Origin of the sequence: Corallococcus sp. BB11-1 (assembly GCF_026626625.1) — a bacterium.
Classification (GTDB): domain Bacteria; phylum Myxococcota; class Myxococcia; order Myxococcales; family Myxococcaceae; genus Corallococcus; species Corallococcus soli.
Map to the genome: position 1 here is coordinate 234716 of NZ_JAPNJY010000002.1, position 14854 is coordinate 249569.

Here is a 14854-nt window from a genome sequence, read left to right on the forward strand (position 1 = left end):
CCGAACCGCGACCGGGCAGGCAAACGCAAGCGCCCCCTTCTCAACACCCGCCAGGGACGTGGAGCTCCAGCTCGCCCGGCGTCAGCACCTCGCAGCCGTCCCGGGTGACGAGCACCGTGTGTTCGAACTGGGCGGACAGGCTGCCGTCCGCCGTCACCACCGTCCACCCGTCCGGCATCATCCGGATGTCCGGGCGGCCCAGGTTCACCATGGGCTCGATGGTGAGCACCATCCCCGAGCGCAGCGTGATGCCCGTGCCGGCCTTCCCGACGTGGGACACGTGCGGGGGGCCGTGCATCTGCCGGCCGATGCCGTGCCCCCCGAACTCCTCCACCACGCTGCACCCCTCCGCCTTCGCCAGCGCCATCACCGCCGCGCCAATGTCCCCCAGCCGCGCGCCGTGCCGCACCACCGCCACGCCCGCGTCCCGGCACCGCCGCGCCACGTCCACGACGTGCTTCGCGTCGGAGGACACGTCTCCAATGAGGAACGTGGCGGACGTGTCGCCGTGGAAGCCATCCAGGCACGTCGTCACGTCCACGTTGACGATGTCGCCGGATTTCAAGAGTTCGTCCCGGCGCGGGATGCCATGGCACACCACCTGGTTGCGGCTGGTGCACACCGTGGCGGGAAACCCCTTGTAGCCAAGCTGGCTGGGGGTGCCGCCCCGGCGCGCCGTGTCCTCGCGCACCCAAGCGTCGATGTCCGCCGTCGTCACGCCCGGCGTCAGCTTCCCGGCGACGTGCGCCAGCGTGCCGGCCGCCGCGAGTCCCGCGAGGCGCAGCCGTTCAACCTCGGTGCCCTTGAAGAGTGGAATGCCCATGGCAGGCAAGGTGGCACCCGCCCCTTCGGAGCGTCCAATGCTGTTCTGGCATCGTCCGGCCGGGTGCACCCGGCGCCCATCCCGCGCTAGCCTGGGGCGCGTGAGCATCACGCACCTCCAGTCCTTCGTCGCGGTGGCGGAAGAGGGCCACGTGGGCCGGGCCGCGCTCCGGCTCCACCTCACCCAGCCGCCGCTCAGCCGTCACATCCTCGCGCTGGAGGATGAGCTGGGCACGCCCCTGTTCGAGCGCATCCCCCGGGGCATGCGGCTGCTGCCCACCGGAGAGGCCCTGCTCCACCACGCGCGCCGCATCCTCGCGGAGGTGGACGCGGCGGCGGACACCGTGCGCGCGGCGGCCCGGGACTCCAGGCCGCCCCCGCGCTGAGCGTCCGTCAGGGCCTCATGTCCACGCGCTCATGCCGCCAATGCGGCGCAGCATCAGGATGGGGCCGTCGTCCATGCGGCGGCCGCGCAGGTCGATCTCACAGTCGATGACCCAGTCCCCGTGGCCCTCCGGGTCCATGATGCGCTGCTGGGCCTCCCACTGCCGGGTGCCGGCCTCCTTGAGCTGGGTGTTCGCCGGCTTGCGCGCCTGGGGCGTGAGCACCACCAGCTTGTGCTCCTCGAAGTACGGCGCCATCGCCTGCTCCAGCTTGGGCGCGGTCCATTCGCCCAGGGCGTTGTCCAGCATGCCCAGCGCGTCCAGGAAGCGGCGCTGGCCCAGGGCGCGCAGCAGCCGGTGCAGCTCCTCGCGCACGCGCGCGGCGAAGGCCTTCGGGTCCTCGGTGAGCTCCTTGGGCTTCAGGTCCACCACCGGCTTCGCCTCCAGCGGCGCGCCCGGGTTCTTCATCCGCTCCCACTCGTCCAGGAGGCTGGAGTCCACCTGACGCAGCGTCGCGCGGAGGTGGTCGATGATGTCGTCCACCTCCTCGTTGCGGAACTTCTCCGGCACCGTCTGCGCCAGCGACTTGTAGACGTCCCCCACGTAGCGCAGCAGCACGCCCTCGCTGCGCTGCAGGCCGTACTCGCGCACGTAGTCGTGGAAGGACATGAAGCGCTCGAACATGTCGCGCACGATGGCCTTGGGCCGGATGTTCTCCTCGCCCACCCACGGGTGCTTGCGCGCGAAGGCGTTGAAGGTGCCGTAGACGAAGTCGCGGTTGGGCTTGGGCCACTCCAGCTTCTCCAGCTCCTCCATCCGGTCGTCGTACTCCATGCCCTGCGCCTTCATCTCCTGGATCTTCTCGCCCTTGAGCTGGTGCAGCTGCGCGTACAGCACCACGTCCGGGTTCTCCAGGATGGACTCCACCAGCGTGACGACGTCCAGCGCGTACGTCTCCACCGCGGGGTCCAACAGCTCCAGCGTCTCATGCAGGTACAGCGACAGCGTGTGGTTGAGGCTGAAGTCGCGTTGCAGCTCGCCCGCCACCTCCACCGTGGAGGAGCGGCCCTCCCACTGCACCACCTGCACGATGCCCGCCTCGCGCAGCGTGCGGAAGTACATCGCCGCGTCCTTCAGGAGCTTCTTCTTCGTGTACTCGGAGCTGTGCGAGCGGCGCACCAACTGCACCAGCCGCTTGTAGCCGCCGCTGCCCTCCGTCTTGTCGCTCTGGAGCAGGTTGAGCAGGAGGCCGTGGCTCACCTCGAAGCGGGACTCCAGCGGCTCCGGCATGCCGTTCTGGAGCCGCTCGAAGGTGCTCCGGTCGTACTGCACGAAGCCCTTCTGCGGCGGCTTCGCCTTGGGCGTCTTCTTCTTGCCCGCGGCCTCCTTGGCCGCCTGCTTGATGTTCTCCACGACGTACTCGGGCGCCTGCGCCACCACGCTGCCTTCGGTGTCGTAGCCCTTGCGGCCCGCGCGGCCGGAGATCTGCTTGAAGTCGCGCACGCTCAGCGTCGTCAGCTTCTCGCCGTTGAACTTGAACAACTGCGTGAAGAGCACCGTGCGGATGGGGATGTTCACGCCCACGCCCAGCGTGTCCGTGCCGCTGATGACCTTGAGCAGGCCCTGCTGCGCCAGCTTCTCCACCAGCAGCCGGTACTTGGGCAGCAGGCCCGCGTGGTGCATGCCGATGCCGTGGCGCAGGTAGCGCTGGAAGTCCTTGCCGTAGGGCGTGTCGAAGGGCGCGTCCATCAGCGCCTGCCGCAGCTCCTCCTTCTCCTCCTTGGTGTTGAAGTCCACCGACATCAGATTTTGCGCCTGCTCGGCGGCGGCGCGCTGCGTGAAGTTCACCAGGTAGATGGGGTACTTCCCGCGCGCGATGAGGTCCTGGATGGTCTCGTGCAGCGCCGCCTCGCGGTAGTCGAAGTCCAGCGGCACGGGGCGCTCGGAGCTTCGCACCGTGGCCACCTCGCGGCCGGTGAGCTGCTCCAGGCTCTGCTCGATGATGTGCGTGTCCCCCAGCGTCGCGGACATCAGCAGGAACTGCGTCTTGGGCAGCGCCAGCAGCGGAATCTGCCAGGCCGTGCCGCGCTCCTTGTCGGAGTAGTAGTGGAACTCGTCCATCACCACCGCGTCCACGCGCGCGGACGCGTCGCGCAGCGCCAGGTTCGCGAGGATCTCCGCCGTGCAGCAGAGGATGGGCGCCTCGCGGTTGATGCTCGCGTCGCCCGTGAGCATGCCCACGTTCTCCGGGCCGAAGGCCTTGGAGAGCTGGAAGAACTTCTCGTTCACCAGCGCCTTGATGGGGCACGTGTAGAACGACACCTTGCCCTCGGCCATGGCCTTGAAGTGCAGCGCCATGGCCACCAGCGACTTGCCGGAGCCCGTGGGCGTCTTGAGGAACAGGTGCTTGTCGCTCAGCAGCTCCAGGATGGCCTCCTCCTGGGCGGAGTACAGGCTCAGCCCGTTGGTGGCAACGTAGCCGACGAAGCGGTTGAGGATCTCATCGGCGTCGAGAGGAGGCTCGCCGGGCTTCGGCAGCAGGGCGGCGAGCGGGGCGCGGGTGTCGGCTTGGGCACTCATCAAGGATGACTCTAGGGGTTGGCGCGGGGGCCACCGTGAAAAATCGCGCGCTGGTGGATTCAAGTTGTTCGAACGCGACAACCGCCCTGGTGTCCAGGGCCGCGCTCACCGGGCGACGTACAGTCCCAGGGCGATGCGGCCCTCCCGGTTGGGGTTCAATCGCCGCCGGGCGCAGCCAGCGCACCCTCCCGGCCTGCTCTGGTGACAGGCAGAGTACTTCCGTCACCTCCAGCGAAGCTCCAGCCAGGCGGGCCCTGCGGCCTTCAACCCACGCGGCGGGGACTCACGGGCCCCTCTTTCTGGCCAGGGCACCTGCTCGCTGCTCCTGGCCGCGTCGGCGGAAGACTTCCACCGCTTCCTGCGCAAGAGCGCGGGTGCCTTGGCCTTCTACAGCGCCAGCAAGGGCTGGAGCTGCTGCTGTCCGGGCGGGCCCCGTCGAACAGCTCCAGATCAGCCCGGAGTCACGCGCCCGCCAATTTCCGGGAAACGCTCGTACGCCCGCACGAGCGCCTCAAGGTGCGCGGGGTTGTCGAGATCCAGCGGCGTCTCCGTGAGCCGAACCACCCACCCGCCCGTGGCCGTGCGCCGCGCCCGAGAGAGCAGGTCCGCATCGCGGGCAGGGTCCGGGAACCCGAGGCTCTGTGCGGTGGCTGCCGACCAGTAGTTCAGCCACCCGAGGTAATGGGGGATCTCAGGCGAGCGGAGGTGCTTGGGAAGGTTGAGCGCAGGGAGTCCCCGCGGCGGAACATGCGGCTGCTCCATCGAATGGCGAAACTGTTTCGCCACCTCCGGCGCCACTCCCTCCGGCAACACGCGCCCCCAGAACGCGCGTGCGCCTTCCGCCACGCCTTCCAGCATCTCCGCCGCCGCTGCGATGCCGACCGCATCCAACGGCAGCTTTGCGTGGACATCGAGCAACGGCTGGCCGCCCGGCGCCTGGCGCCCGGATGTCCGCGACCCATGAACCGTCACCGGGTAATTCTCGTCGCCGTTGCACAGCAACGGGAACTCCCCGCGCACCGCCGCTTCAGCGAGCCACCCATCGCGTCGCGGCAACGCGATGGGCCGCCCCTCCTTAGACAGCTCCCACTCCAAACGCACACCAGAGAGCGCCCGTTCGATTCCGTGGACGACCGCGAGCGTGCGACCGTCGTCGCCCACAAGCGCAGGCGCGAAGACGATATGAATGAGGGTTCTCTGCCTTGTCATCGCTTACACCCCGTGACGACAACATGGAGGGATATATCCTCGTCGAGCAACGCGTCTTTGTGCGCCTGGGTGCTCACCCTGACAACGAATCCATAGCCACATGCCTCCGCGATGTCCCGCTCTTCCTTCAGCAACGGCACTTGCTCCAGGATCGTTCGCTCCCGGAGGAAGGCATTGTATGTGTCAAATCGGTGGGTCTTGATCTCCCACAGCACGCGCACGCCGACTTGCAGCGCATCAAAGCGCACACCGCCCACGCGCACATCCATTCCGGGGTAACGGTTGGGCGGAAACGTGTCGGCGCACGCGTCATGCGAGGCATCCTCGCCCGCGTGCGGCACCGGTATGGGGTCGCACTCCAAACGGCGCTCCGCCGTCACCGGGACAGGCGGGTCGCTCCTGTTCGATTGGGACCTCTCCGGTGTGGAGTTCGCCTCCGGTTCCTGCGAGGCCCGAGGCGCGTCTCCGGCCCATAGGCCCGGCTCCCGGGTGGGCGGCAACATGCGCTTGTGCGGGCTTCGTGGCAGGGGCTGGGGGGGAGCCTGCCCTGGCTGCCCGCGGGTGGGGAGGCCCGTGCCGGGCACTGCGGGCGGGCGCACAGGCGCCCAAGCGTAGGTCTCAGGCACCTCCTGAGAGGTCGCACACCCAACTGCGGCGACGGCAACGACAACGGCCTGGCGGAGTGCGCTGCAAGTTCGGAAGTTCATTCCGAGCTTGCCAGGGTTTGGCTCATGGGCAGCAGGGCGACGAGCGGGGCGCGGGTGTCGGCTTGGTCGCTCCTCAAGGATGACTCTAGGGGTTGGTGCCCCGGGTCGCCGGGAAAATCGCGCGTCCCGGAACCGCTTCGCTGGCGGCAGGCGACCTGACGGCCGGCCCCGGGGCGGGCGCGCTGCGTGGGGCGGCCTGTGGACTGCTCCACAGTGGCATCGGCTGAGCCGCTGATGGCCGCTCCACGAGGAGGTCCCCACCCTGCGTGCTCAATCCCCAGAAGGAGGTCGTGCATGCGATTGGCAGGATATTGGCTGGGTGCGGTACTGGCGGGGGCGATGGTGCTGGGTGGCTCAGCGTGCGGCGCCGACGCCGATGACAAGGACACCAATCCTCCGCCCGGACTCCAGACCGTCGCGGACGCCGGCACGGTGCTGACGCTCACCGACGCGCAGATCGCCCGCGTGCTGCAGGTGGCGAATGAAGGAGAGGTGATGCTCGGCGGCTTCGGCGCGCCGCTCGCCACCGATCCCGCCGTGCGCGACTTCAACACCGCCATGGTCACCGAGCACACCGCCGCGCGGCAGCGGCTGGATGCGTTCCTGCAAAGCCAGGGCATCACCCCCGAGGACACCCCGCTGAGCCTCCAGTTGCAGGCGGAGGTCCAGCAGGTGATGGAGATCCTCCAGGGGCCCGAAGCACCCCAGGGCGCCGCGTTCGACCTGGCGCTGATGAGCGCACAGCTCAACGCGCACGCGCGCACCGCCTTCATCGGCGACAGCCTCCTGACGCCCCAGGTCACCCTGCCGGCCATGGCCCAGGAGCTCCAGACCCAGCGGCAGCAGGTCCAGCTCCACATCCAGGAAGCAGAGGCCCTCCAGATGCGGCTGCTGCCCATGCCCCCCCCGTAGGACCGGGCGGCCCGCTGTTCGCGCCACGAGCCTCCTGGAGCCACCAGGGGGCTCGTGGCGTTCGTGAGGCCCCGCGCCTCCGAGCGGCCCCCGTTCGTGGCGCCGCCCGGGAAAAAGCGGCTTGTCCTCTCAGAACTTGCGAATCCGGAGGTACGCCCCCGACCTGCTGGGGAGGATCCGACCCAGGTGCTTTCCAATCATGTCGGCCCGGTTTAGTAGGAAAAAGAACCGCCGATGCAAAAGCCGACCGAACCCACCTCCGTCCAGTCCGAGCCCCTCACCACGGGACGGATCCTGAACGCCACCTATGAGATTGGCACCGTCCTGGGCAAGGGCGGGATGGGGGCGGTCTTCCTCGCCCGCCACCTGCGGCTGCCGGGCAAGCAGGTGGCCATCAAGGTGCTGCACGGCGCCGAGTCGCTGTCGCCGGAGGTGGCGGTGCGCTTCCGGCGCGAGGCGGAGATCGCCTCGCGGCTGGGCCACCCGAACATCGTGGAGGTGCTGGACTTCGACACCCTGGAGGACGGCACGCCCTTCATGGTGATGGAGTACCTGCGCGGCGAAGGGCTGTCGCGCCGGCTGCGCAAGCAGAAGCAGCTGCCCCTGGCGGAGGTCTTCTCCATCTCCCGGCAGATGGGCGCGGCGCTCCAGGCGGCGCACCGCGCGGGCGTGGTGCACCGCGACCTGAAGCCGGGCAACGTGTTCCTGGTCCCCACGGAGGCGGGGGGCGTGGTGAGCGAGCGCGTGAAGCTGCTCGATTTCGGCATCTCCAAGCTCATCGACTCGCGCACGGTGCAGACGCTGGACTCGGTGCTGATGGGGACGCCGCAGTACATGGCGCCCGAGCAGGCCATGGGCCACAACAGCAACGTGGACGCGAGGACGGACCTCTTCTCGTTCGGCTGCATGGTCTACGAGATGATCGCCGGCCAGCCGCCCTACTCCGGCGACAACATCGCGGAGCTCATCTACCAGATCGTCCACCTGGAGCCCGCGCCCCTGCTGTCGCTGGCGCCGGGCACGCCCCCGCACGTGGTGGCGGCCATCCAGCGCGCGATGGCCAAGCAGCCGGCGGACCGGTATCCGGACGTGGGCTCGTTCATCCTGGACCTGACGGGCAGCCCGCTTCAGACGCTGCCCGAGTCGAAGCCCTCGCGCCCGACGACGCAGCCCCCCGCGTCCATCCCCCGGCTGCCCTCCCTGCCGTCCGAGGAGCACGTCCCCACCGTGGGCATGCGCCCCCACGCCGGGCAGGACGCCGCCGGGCCGGCGTCCGTCGACGCGTCGGGCCCCCGGACGGAGTCGCTGGACGCGCGGCCCGTCCCCCGCGCCCGCCCCGGATGGCAGGTGGGCGTGGCCGTGGGCGTCGTGGTCATCGCGGCCTTCACCGTCGCGTTCTTCTGGCGCGGCGCGGGCACGACGCCCCAGCAGGTCGCGGTGGTCACCCCGCCGCCCGCGGTGGTCGTCGCGCCGCCCGTCGACGTCCCGACGCCGACCCCGGAGCAGAAGAAGCCGGTGACGCCCACCGAGACCACGACGACGACGCCCACGCCGGACGCCGACCCGTCCTCCGACAAGAAGCCGGACGGGGAGCCATCCACCGACGTCAAGCCGAAGGTGGCGCGGAACCCGTCGACCGCGCCATCGCAGTCCGCGGAGAAGCTGCCCGACAACGTCCGCGAGGACCTGGCGGCGGCGCAGGGGGCGCTGGACGCGGGCCATCTGGAAGAGGCCCTGCTTCACATCCGCCGCAGCCAGCGCACGAAGGTCACCGGCGCGTCGTACTCGCTGCTCACCCGCGTGTACTGCAAGCAGGGCGATCTGGCGAATACGAAGGCCAATTGGACCCGGGTGCCCGCAACGGAGCGTCCCAAGGTCCGACAATACTGTCAGAAGCACGATATCGACCTCTGAGGTCGTCCCTGGCGCGCGGAGCGCTACGCAAGCGCGCCCCCATTCAAGGAGTTCCTGTGAGAGTTCTACTGGCAGTGAGCGTCGTGGCCCTGTCCCTGGGCTGTGCCCGGGGCGTGCGGCTCGACAGCGCCGTGGCGGGCATGAAGCCCGCGACGGGCAAGGTGTACTCCAACGAGGCCGGTGAGCAGGTCACCATCATCCCGCTGGAGCCGCACGACTCGAAGAAGGCGTTGGTGGAGTTCAACGGCACGAAGAGCGAGCTGGACGGCAAGGTCGTCATCGCGAGCGTGGATCGGGACCGCGGCACCGGGTACTGGACGAAGTGGCGCGGCCGCACCCAGCGCTTCGTCACGGTGCACGACCGGGGCGGCTTCGAGGACCTCATCCTCAGCCCTGCGGGCGCCTCCGGCTACACGCACCTGAAGCCGGACACGGGCCGCACCGCCGCGCTGAAGGTGGAGAAGGTCTTCGCGCGCTACGAGGAGGCGGAGGAGGACGGCGACCTCAAGCCCTTCCTCGACTTTGATCGCAAGTTCTGGACGGACCAGGCGGAGAAGGAGCTGGGGGAGAAGCTGGCCGAGGCGAACAAGGCGTGCGGTTCCAAGATGGCCACCACCATCGCGTGGGACACCATCCCGGATCCCATCCTCAACAAGCTGTCCATCCCCAGCTACTGCGCGGGCCCCCTGGAGTCGCTGCAGCAGCTGTGCAGCCGCTCGGAGGAGGCGAAGCGCACCGTCCAGCAGAAGGTCCAGACGGTGGAGTGCCGCGTGGACGCCAAGGCGGCGGTGACGCTGGAAGCCCAGAAGGTCATCTGGTCCGTGACGGACGGCGACCTCATCCAGGCCGAAGCGACCACCACCTACTTCACCGACAACCTCTAGGCCGGAGCCCAGAACAACATGTCACTTCGACACATGGTCATCGCCCTGGGGTTCGTCATGGCCCCGCAAGCCGCGCTCGCAATGGATCCGCCCTGGGCGCAGGAGAAGCGGCTCAAGGACCGCATGGTCCTGGAGTCCACCCGCGTGTGCACGGACGGCAAGGGGCACTACACCGTCCTTGTCCCCACCACGCCGGAAGCGGACGGCCAGCTGTTCTACGGCGACGGCAAGTCCTTCGTGCAGGTGCCCAACGTCAGCAGCAACAGCGCGACGCAGGCGGACTTCTTCGAGCCCCGCTTCTTCAACCCCAAGTCCAACCCGAACTTCCGCGGCGTGGACTACCGCGTGATTTCGCGGCTGGAGCTCAGCGAGGACGCGAAGACGTGCACGCTCAGCTGCGGCGACCGCGCCCTGCCCCAGCAGCCGCTGGAGGCGGACAAGGCGAAGGAGCTGCTGCGCAAGTCCACCTTCGCGCCCAGCCTGATGAAGTTCCAGCCGTACGCACTGCTGCGGGATGACAAGGGCACGTACTACCTGGTGGAGCGCGGCATCGGCGCGGACAACAAGTCCTTCCGCATCTTCACGGGCCAGCGCGGCCAGGTGAAGCCGCAGAAGATGCTCAACGTCGTCACCGACTCGCAGGGCGAGATCTTCTCCACCCAGGGCGGCGACCTGCGCCTCGTGGTGGACCGCGAGGAGCCGTCCTTCTGGGTGGTGAAGAGCAAGCGCCAGAAGCTGCGCGCGGTGCCCGTGGGCGACAACCTGCCCTTCATCTACAACGAGCTGGGCGTCTACACGGGCGCGCGGCTGGGCACGCCCTGCGACGACGTGTAGCGCCGCTGTAGGGGCTTGAGGCCCCGGGCACGGTCAGCCAATCACCTTCACGGCCTTGACCATGTCCGGGGCCAGCTCCTCGTTCTCGAGGATGCTGAAGCCCACCTTCCGGCTGACGGCCTGCATGCCGCGGTTGCGCGTGAGGATGTCCGCGACGATCCGCTGCAGGCCCCAGTCCCGACCGACGTCCACCAGCCGCCGGAGCAGCTCCTCCCCCAGGCCCTGGCGCTGCGCGACGTCGCTGACGGTGATGGCGAACTCCGCGTCCTTCGTGCCCCTCAGGCGCGTGAGCCGGCCCACCGCCAGGATCTCCCCTCCCTCCTTCAGGTCCGGGGAGCGCCGCTCCGCGACGAGCGCCATCTCCCGCGCGTAGTCGTTGAAGCAGATGCGCGCCAGCCGCTCATGGGCCACGCGCTGGCTCAGCTTCATCAGGCCCGCGTAGCGCAGGAACACCGTCTGTTCGGACAGCGCCTGGTGGAAGCGCGTCATCGCGGGCTCGTCCTCCGGGCGGATGGGGCGCAGCATGAGCTGCTCGCCGTTCTTCAGCGTGAAGAACCGCGCGTACTGGTGCGGATACGGCTCAATGGCCAGCCGGGGCAGCGACGCGGCCGTGGCGTCCGCCGGGTGCAGCACCACGCGGGCGTCCAGGGCGATGATGCGCTCGGCGGAGACGAGCAGCGGGTTGATGTCCAGCTCGCGGATGAAGGGCTGCTCCACCACCAGCTGGCTGAAGCGCACCAGCAGGCGCTCCAGCGCGCCCTGGTCCACGGGGGCCCGGCCGCGCACGCCCTTCAGCGCGTGGTGGATGCGCGTGCGCTCCATCATCCGCCGCGCCAGCGTGGTGTTGAGGGGCGGCAGGCCCAGGGCCCGGTCCTGGAACACCTCCACCAGCGTGCCCCCCGCGCCGAAGAGCAGCACCGGCCCGAACTGCGCGTCCAGGCTGCTGCCCAGGATGAGCTCGTAGCCGTCCAGCTTCACCATGGGCTGCACGGTGACGCCGTCGAACGCGTCCGCCAGCCCCCGCTCCGCCAGCGCGTCGCGGATGGCGCGGAAGGCCTGACGCACGCTGTCCTCGTCCCGCAGGTCCAGGCGCACACCGCCCACGTCCGTCTTGTGCGTCACCGTGAGCGAGTGCAGCTTGAGCACCACGGGGAAGCCCAGCGCGCGGGCCTTCTCCACGGCGCCGTCCTCGGTGGTCGCGAGCCACGTCTCCACGGTGGGGATGCCGTAGGCGGCCAGCAGGCGCTTGGATTCGTATTCGGACAGGATGCCCCGGCCAGCGGCGCGGGCTTCCTCCACCAGGGCCCGCGCCACGTCGCGGCCCCCGCCGGTGGGCTCCTCCGCCAGCGTGGGCGTTTCGTACAGGCCCGCGATGTTGTCCGAGTAGCGCCACATGTAATTGAAGACGCGGGCCGCCGTGTCCGGGTAGCCGAAGGTCGGGATGCCCGCGTCGTTGAGGATGCGCTCGCCGGCGGCGACCTCGGAGCCTCCCATCCAACTGGCGAGCACGGGCTTGCCGGGCAGCTTCGCGTAGCCCTTGAGGCGGTCGGCCGTCTTCGTGGGCTCCGTCATGTCCTGCGGCGTGAGGATGACGAGCAGGCCGTCGCTGTGGGGATCCGCGCCCGTCACCTCCAGGGCCTTCGCGTAGCGCTCCCCGTCCGCGTCGCCCAGGATGTCCACCGGGTTGCCGTGGCTCCATGGCGCGGGCAGGAACGCGTCCAGTTGGGCGCGCGTGTCGTCTGACAGCGTGGCCAGCTCTCCCCCACCCGCGACCAGCGCGTCCGTGGCGAGCACCGCGGGGCCGCCCGCGTTGGTGAGCAGCGTGAGCCTGCGGCCGGAGGGCCGGGGCTGACGGGCGAGCACCTCCGCCATGTGGAACAGGTCCTCGATGGAGTCCACGCGCAGCACGCCCGCGCGGCGGAAGGCGGCGCTCAGCACCTCGTCGCTGCCGGCGAGCGTGCCGGTGTGGGACGCGGCGGCCTGCGCGGCCTGCGCGGTGCGGCCGGCCTTGATGACGATGATGGGCTTGGTGAGAGCCACCTCGCGCGCGGCGGACAGGAAGGCGCGCGCGTCGCCGATGGACTCCATGTACAGCAGGATGGAGCGCGTCATCGGATCATCGGCCAGGAAGTCGATGAGGTCGCCCCACCCCACGTCCAGCATGGAGCCCACGGACACGAAGGCGCTGAAGCCCACGGACTCGCGCAGGCTCCAGTCGAGGATGGCGGTGAGCAGCGCGCCGGACTGGCTGATGAAGGCCACGTTGCCGGGCCGGGCCATGCCCTTGGCGAACGTGGCGTTGAAGCCGGTGGTGGGCCGCATCACGCCCAGGCAGTTGGGCCCGATGATGCGCACGTTCCCGGCCTGCGCGATGCGCAGCACCTCCTGCTCCAGCTTCACGCCCTCCGGGCCCGTCTCCTTGAAGCCCGCGGAGATGATGATGGCGCCCCGGACGCCGACCTCCGCGCACTCGCGGATGATGGCCGGCACGGACTTCGCGGGCGTGACGATGACGGCCAGGTCCACCGTCTCCGGCAGGGCGCGCAGGGACGGCCACGCCTTGATGCCGAGCACGTTGGGGCGCTGCGGGTTGACGGGATAGACGGTGCCGCCAAAAGGGCTGCTGATGAGGTTCCACAGCACGGTGCGGCCCACGCTGCCGGCCCGCTCGCTCGCCCCCACCACCGCGACGCTGCGGGGCGAGAAGAGGACCTCCAGTGGCTGGCGCGTGCGCTGGTGGAGCAGATCGATGGAGGGATCCGTCCGTGCCGGGGGCCTGGGGGGGCGCTGCTCGTCCATGGTGCGCTCTTCTCGCGTGGGGTGGCCGTACCTTCCGGTTCAATCTCCGGTCGGCCCCCATCGTGCACCAGTTGGAGGGAGGTGGCCGGCGCATCGCCCGGCCCCTCCGTCCCCTCCTTCATCCAGCCTGGCGCGAACGGTTCGACGGAGACCCGGCCCACCCATGGCTGCGAGGACTCGTGGCGCGCGCCGTGGGTGCCGCGCAGCCGGGGTCATGAAACACCCGGAGTTCACGACGGGTGCGGCGCACGCCGGCTTCCTGACACTCGGAGGCGGCGACACTGAACGCAAGTGCACAGGTGGGGGAGCATCGCATGGGGGGCTTCGTGTAGGGTGCGCCGCATGAATCCAGAGAAGCTTGTCTTCGCCCAGACCGTCGACGCGTTGTTCGTTCGAGCGCTGGAGAACCGCCTGACGCCCGCGTGCGTGGAGCACCTGAAGCGGGCGGGGCTGGACCTCGACGCGAAGCTGGAGCGCACCTACACCCTGGAGCAGTGGCGCGAGTTCCTGCGCATCGCGGCCGGCCACGTCTACGGCGGCGTGCCCGCGGAAGCGGCTTACTACTCGCTGGGCGAGCGCTTCATGGACGCCTACTTCGGCACCTTCTTTGGTCGCGCGCTGCTGGGCGTGGGCAAGCTCGCCGGCCCCCGGCGGATGCTGCTGCGCGCGGACCTCGGCTTTCGCGCCGGCAACAACTTCAGTGAAGTCAAAATCGTGGAGCGCAGCGCGACTTCGCTGGAGCTGTGGATGAACGACGTGCTGGCGGATCAGCCGACGTTCGCGGCGGGGCTGCTGGCGCGCGCGGTGGCGCTGTGCGGCGGCTGGCGGGTGGTGGCGCTGCCGGAGGAGTTCGACGGCACGGCCGCGACGTTTCACCTGCGCTGGAGTGAAGCGCCGTCCGAGGGGGCACTCAGCGCCACTGAGGATGGGTCCGCAGGCGACGCTCGACCTCAGGCGTGAGTTCGGCCCCGTGCGGGGCCCGGGAGGACGAGCGCTCCCAGCGCTCCCTCCACCGGGTCCCCAGGGGTGCGGCGAGGGATTCGAAGCGGGTCGAGGCCACGGTGGTCTCCCCCTTCGTGCCGGTGGACGCCCCGGCGCCCACGAAGAAGCCGGCGAGCAGCAGGGTGACGCGGGTGGGCGTGGCCGCGCTGTAGGTCATCAGCAGGGCCCCCTCCCCGTCCTCGCGGCAGTGCCGGCGCACCCGGGCCAGCACGGACTCGGTCCACATGTCCGGGTTGGACGCGGGGGAGAACGGGTCGAAGAAGACGAGGTCGGCCAGGGGCAGCTCGCCGTCCAGGAAGGGCACGGCGTCGCCCAGCTTGAGGGTCCACCGGAGGCCGGGCTCCTCCCAGGAGCCGTCGCGCATGAGGCTCTCCGCGGCGGCACGGAAGGGCTGGAGGAAGGGGAAGCCTTCGGCGTCCGCGAGCGCGAGGCGCAGCGGGGCCAGGTCCACCTCCAGGCTGACGACGTGCAGCTCCCTTGCGCGCTCCGGGCCCAGCTCGCGGGCGCGGGTGAGCGCGGCGACGGCGTTGGTGGCGGCGCCCAGGCCCACGTCGAGGATGACGAGCGGCGGGCCGGGCTGGCGCAGGCGGTCCGCGAGGCGGGGCTGGTCCACGTAGAGGCCCAGGGCCTCCTGCCACGGGCCCACGGCGGGGTGCATGACCTCACCGTGTCCCAGGTGGCGCACGGCGCGGTGGCCGTTGCGCAGGGTGACGAGCTCGAAGTCGCCGTCGCGCGGGTTCGATGGGTCGGACTCGGACATGGGGGCGCGGGTTCCTGGCCTGGAAGGGGGCGGGTGCGGAAGGATGGC

12 protein-coding genes are annotated in these 14854 nt (G+C 69.9%); 6 read left to right on the top strand and 6 right to left on the bottom strand.

Going from position 1 to position 14854, the window contains the following annotated elements:
• Positions 1–40: 40 nt before the first annotated feature.
• Positions 41–823, bottom strand: a complete 783-nt coding sequence (gene map, locus OV207_RS04810; RefSeq protein WP_267553004.1) for a type I methionyl aminopeptidase — start codon at positions 821–823, stop codon at positions 41–43.
• Between the two features lie 100 nt (positions 824–923).
• On the opposite strand from map, the gene OV207_RS04815 reads away from it, so the two are divergent.
• Entirely contained in the window at positions 924–1208 is a 285-nt protein-coding gene (locus OV207_RS04815) for a LysR family transcriptional regulator (protein ID WP_267553005.1), read from the top strand.
• Positions 1209–1223: 15 nt separating this feature from the next.
• Here the strand turns inward: OV207_RS04815 and OV207_RS04820 are convergent, their stop codons facing one another.
• From OV207_RS04820 to OV207_RS04830, 3 genes are all read right to left on the bottom strand, one after another.
• Positions 1224–3785 (bottom strand): DEAD/DEAH box helicase, encoded by a 2562-nt coding sequence (locus OV207_RS04820; protein WP_267553006.1) that lies wholly within the window; start codon positions 3783–3785, stop codon positions 1224–1226.
• A gap of 450 nt (positions 3786–4235) precedes the next feature.
• A complete protein-coding gene (locus tag OV207_RS04825) occupies positions 4236–4994 on the bottom strand; it encodes a DUF5953 family protein (protein ID WP_267553007.1) in 759 nt (252 codons plus the stop codon).
• A complete protein-coding gene (locus tag OV207_RS04830; RefSeq protein WP_267553009.1) occupies positions 4991–5701 on the bottom strand; it encodes a DUF6310 domain-containing protein in 711 nt (236 codons plus the stop codon). The genes OV207_RS04825 and OV207_RS04830 overlap by 4 nt, the downstream gene beginning before the upstream one ends.
• 294 nt (positions 5702–5995) lie before the next feature.
• On the opposite strand from OV207_RS04830, the gene OV207_RS04835 reads away from it, so the two are divergent.
• The 4 genes from OV207_RS04835 to OV207_RS04850 all read left to right on the top strand — a co-directional run bounded on the left by OV207_RS04835 (position 5996) and on the right by OV207_RS04850 (position 10245).
• Positions 5996–6613 (top strand): DUF4142 domain-containing protein, encoded by a 618-nt coding sequence (locus OV207_RS04835; RefSeq protein WP_267553011.1) that lies wholly within the window; start codon positions 5996–5998, stop codon positions 6611–6613.
• A gap of 234 nt (positions 6614–6847) precedes the next feature.
• Positions 6848–8527 carry a serine/threonine-protein kinase gene (locus OV207_RS04840; RefSeq protein WP_267553017.1) on the top strand — a complete coding sequence of 560 codons (1680 nt, stop codon included), beginning with the start codon at positions 6848–6850 and terminating at the stop codon, positions 8525–8527.
• Positions 8528–8601: 74 nt separating this feature from the next.
• Positions 8602–9411 carry a hypothetical protein gene (locus OV207_RS04845; protein ID WP_267553018.1) on the top strand — a complete coding sequence of 270 codons (810 nt, stop codon included), beginning with the start codon at positions 8602–8604 and terminating at the stop codon, positions 9409–9411.
• 18 nt (positions 9412–9429) lie between these two features.
• Positions 9430–10245, top strand: coding sequence for a hypothetical protein (locus OV207_RS04850; RefSeq protein WP_267553019.1), 816 nt, complete (start codon positions 9430–9432; stop codon positions 10243–10245).
• A 33-nt stretch (positions 10246–10278) separates the two neighbouring features.
• Here the strand turns inward: OV207_RS04850 and OV207_RS04855 are convergent, their stop codons facing one another.
• A complete protein-coding gene (locus OV207_RS04855) occupies positions 10279–13044 on the bottom strand; it encodes a bifunctional acetate--CoA ligase family protein/GNAT family N-acetyltransferase (RefSeq protein ID WP_267553021.1) in 2766 nt (921 codons plus the stop codon).
• A gap of 342 nt (positions 13045–13386) precedes the next feature.
• Between OV207_RS04855 and OV207_RS04860 the strand changes: the two genes are divergently transcribed.
• Positions 13387–14004 (top strand): DUF2378 family protein, encoded by a 618-nt coding sequence (locus tag OV207_RS04860; RefSeq protein ID WP_193428710.1) that lies wholly within the window; start codon positions 13387–13389, stop codon positions 14002–14004.
• Here OV207_RS04860 and OV207_RS04865 read toward each other — a convergent pair.
• The gene (locus OV207_RS04865; RefSeq protein WP_267553022.1) at positions 13955–14806 is read right to left on the bottom strand and encodes a tRNA (5-methylaminomethyl-2-thiouridine)(34)-methyltransferase MnmD; all 852 of its coding nucleotides are present in this window, start codon (positions 14804–14806) and stop codon (positions 13955–13957) included. The two genes, OV207_RS04860 and OV207_RS04865, sit on opposite strands and share 50 nt — an antisense overlap.
• Between the last annotated feature and the right edge of the window lie 48 nt (positions 14807–14854).

Excerpts from the sequence above, each read along its gene's own strand:
- map (WP_267553004.1), bottom strand. The coding sequence starts at position 823 with ATGGGCATTCCACTCTTCAAGGGCACCGAGGTTGAACGGCTGCGCCTC.
- OV207_RS04820 (WP_267553006.1), bottom strand. The coding sequence starts at position 3,785 with ATGAGTGCCCAAGCCGACACCCGCGCCCCGCTCGCCGCCCTGCTGCCG.
- OV207_RS04825 (WP_267553007.1), bottom strand. The coding sequence starts at position 4,994 with ATGACAAGGCAGAGAACCCTCATTCATATCGTCTTCGCGCCTGCGCTT.
- OV207_RS04830 (WP_267553009.1), bottom strand. The coding sequence starts at position 5,701 with ATGAACTTCCGAACTTGCAGCGCACTCCGCCAGGCCGTTGTCGTTGCC.
- OV207_RS04835 (WP_267553011.1), top strand. The coding sequence starts at position 5,996 with ATGCGATTGGCAGGATATTGGCTGGGTGCGGTACTGGCGGGGGCGATG.
- OV207_RS04840 (WP_267553017.1), top strand. The coding sequence starts at position 6,848 with ATGCAAAAGCCGACCGAACCCACCTCCGTCCAGTCCGAGCCCCTCACC.
- OV207_RS04850 (WP_267553019.1), top strand. The coding sequence starts at position 9,430 with ATGTCACTTCGACACATGGTCATCGCCCTGGGGTTCGTCATGGCCCCG.
- OV207_RS04855 (WP_267553021.1), bottom strand. The coding sequence starts at position 13,044 with ATGGACGAGCAGCGCCCCCCCAGGCCCCCGGCACGGACGGATCCCTCC.
- OV207_RS04860 (WP_193428710.1), top strand. The coding sequence starts at position 13,387 with ATGAATCCAGAGAAGCTTGTCTTCGCCCAGACCGTCGACGCGTTGTTC.
- OV207_RS04865 (WP_267553022.1), bottom strand. The coding sequence starts at position 14,806 with ATGTCCGAGTCCGACCCATCGAACCCGCGCGACGGCGACTTCGAGCTC.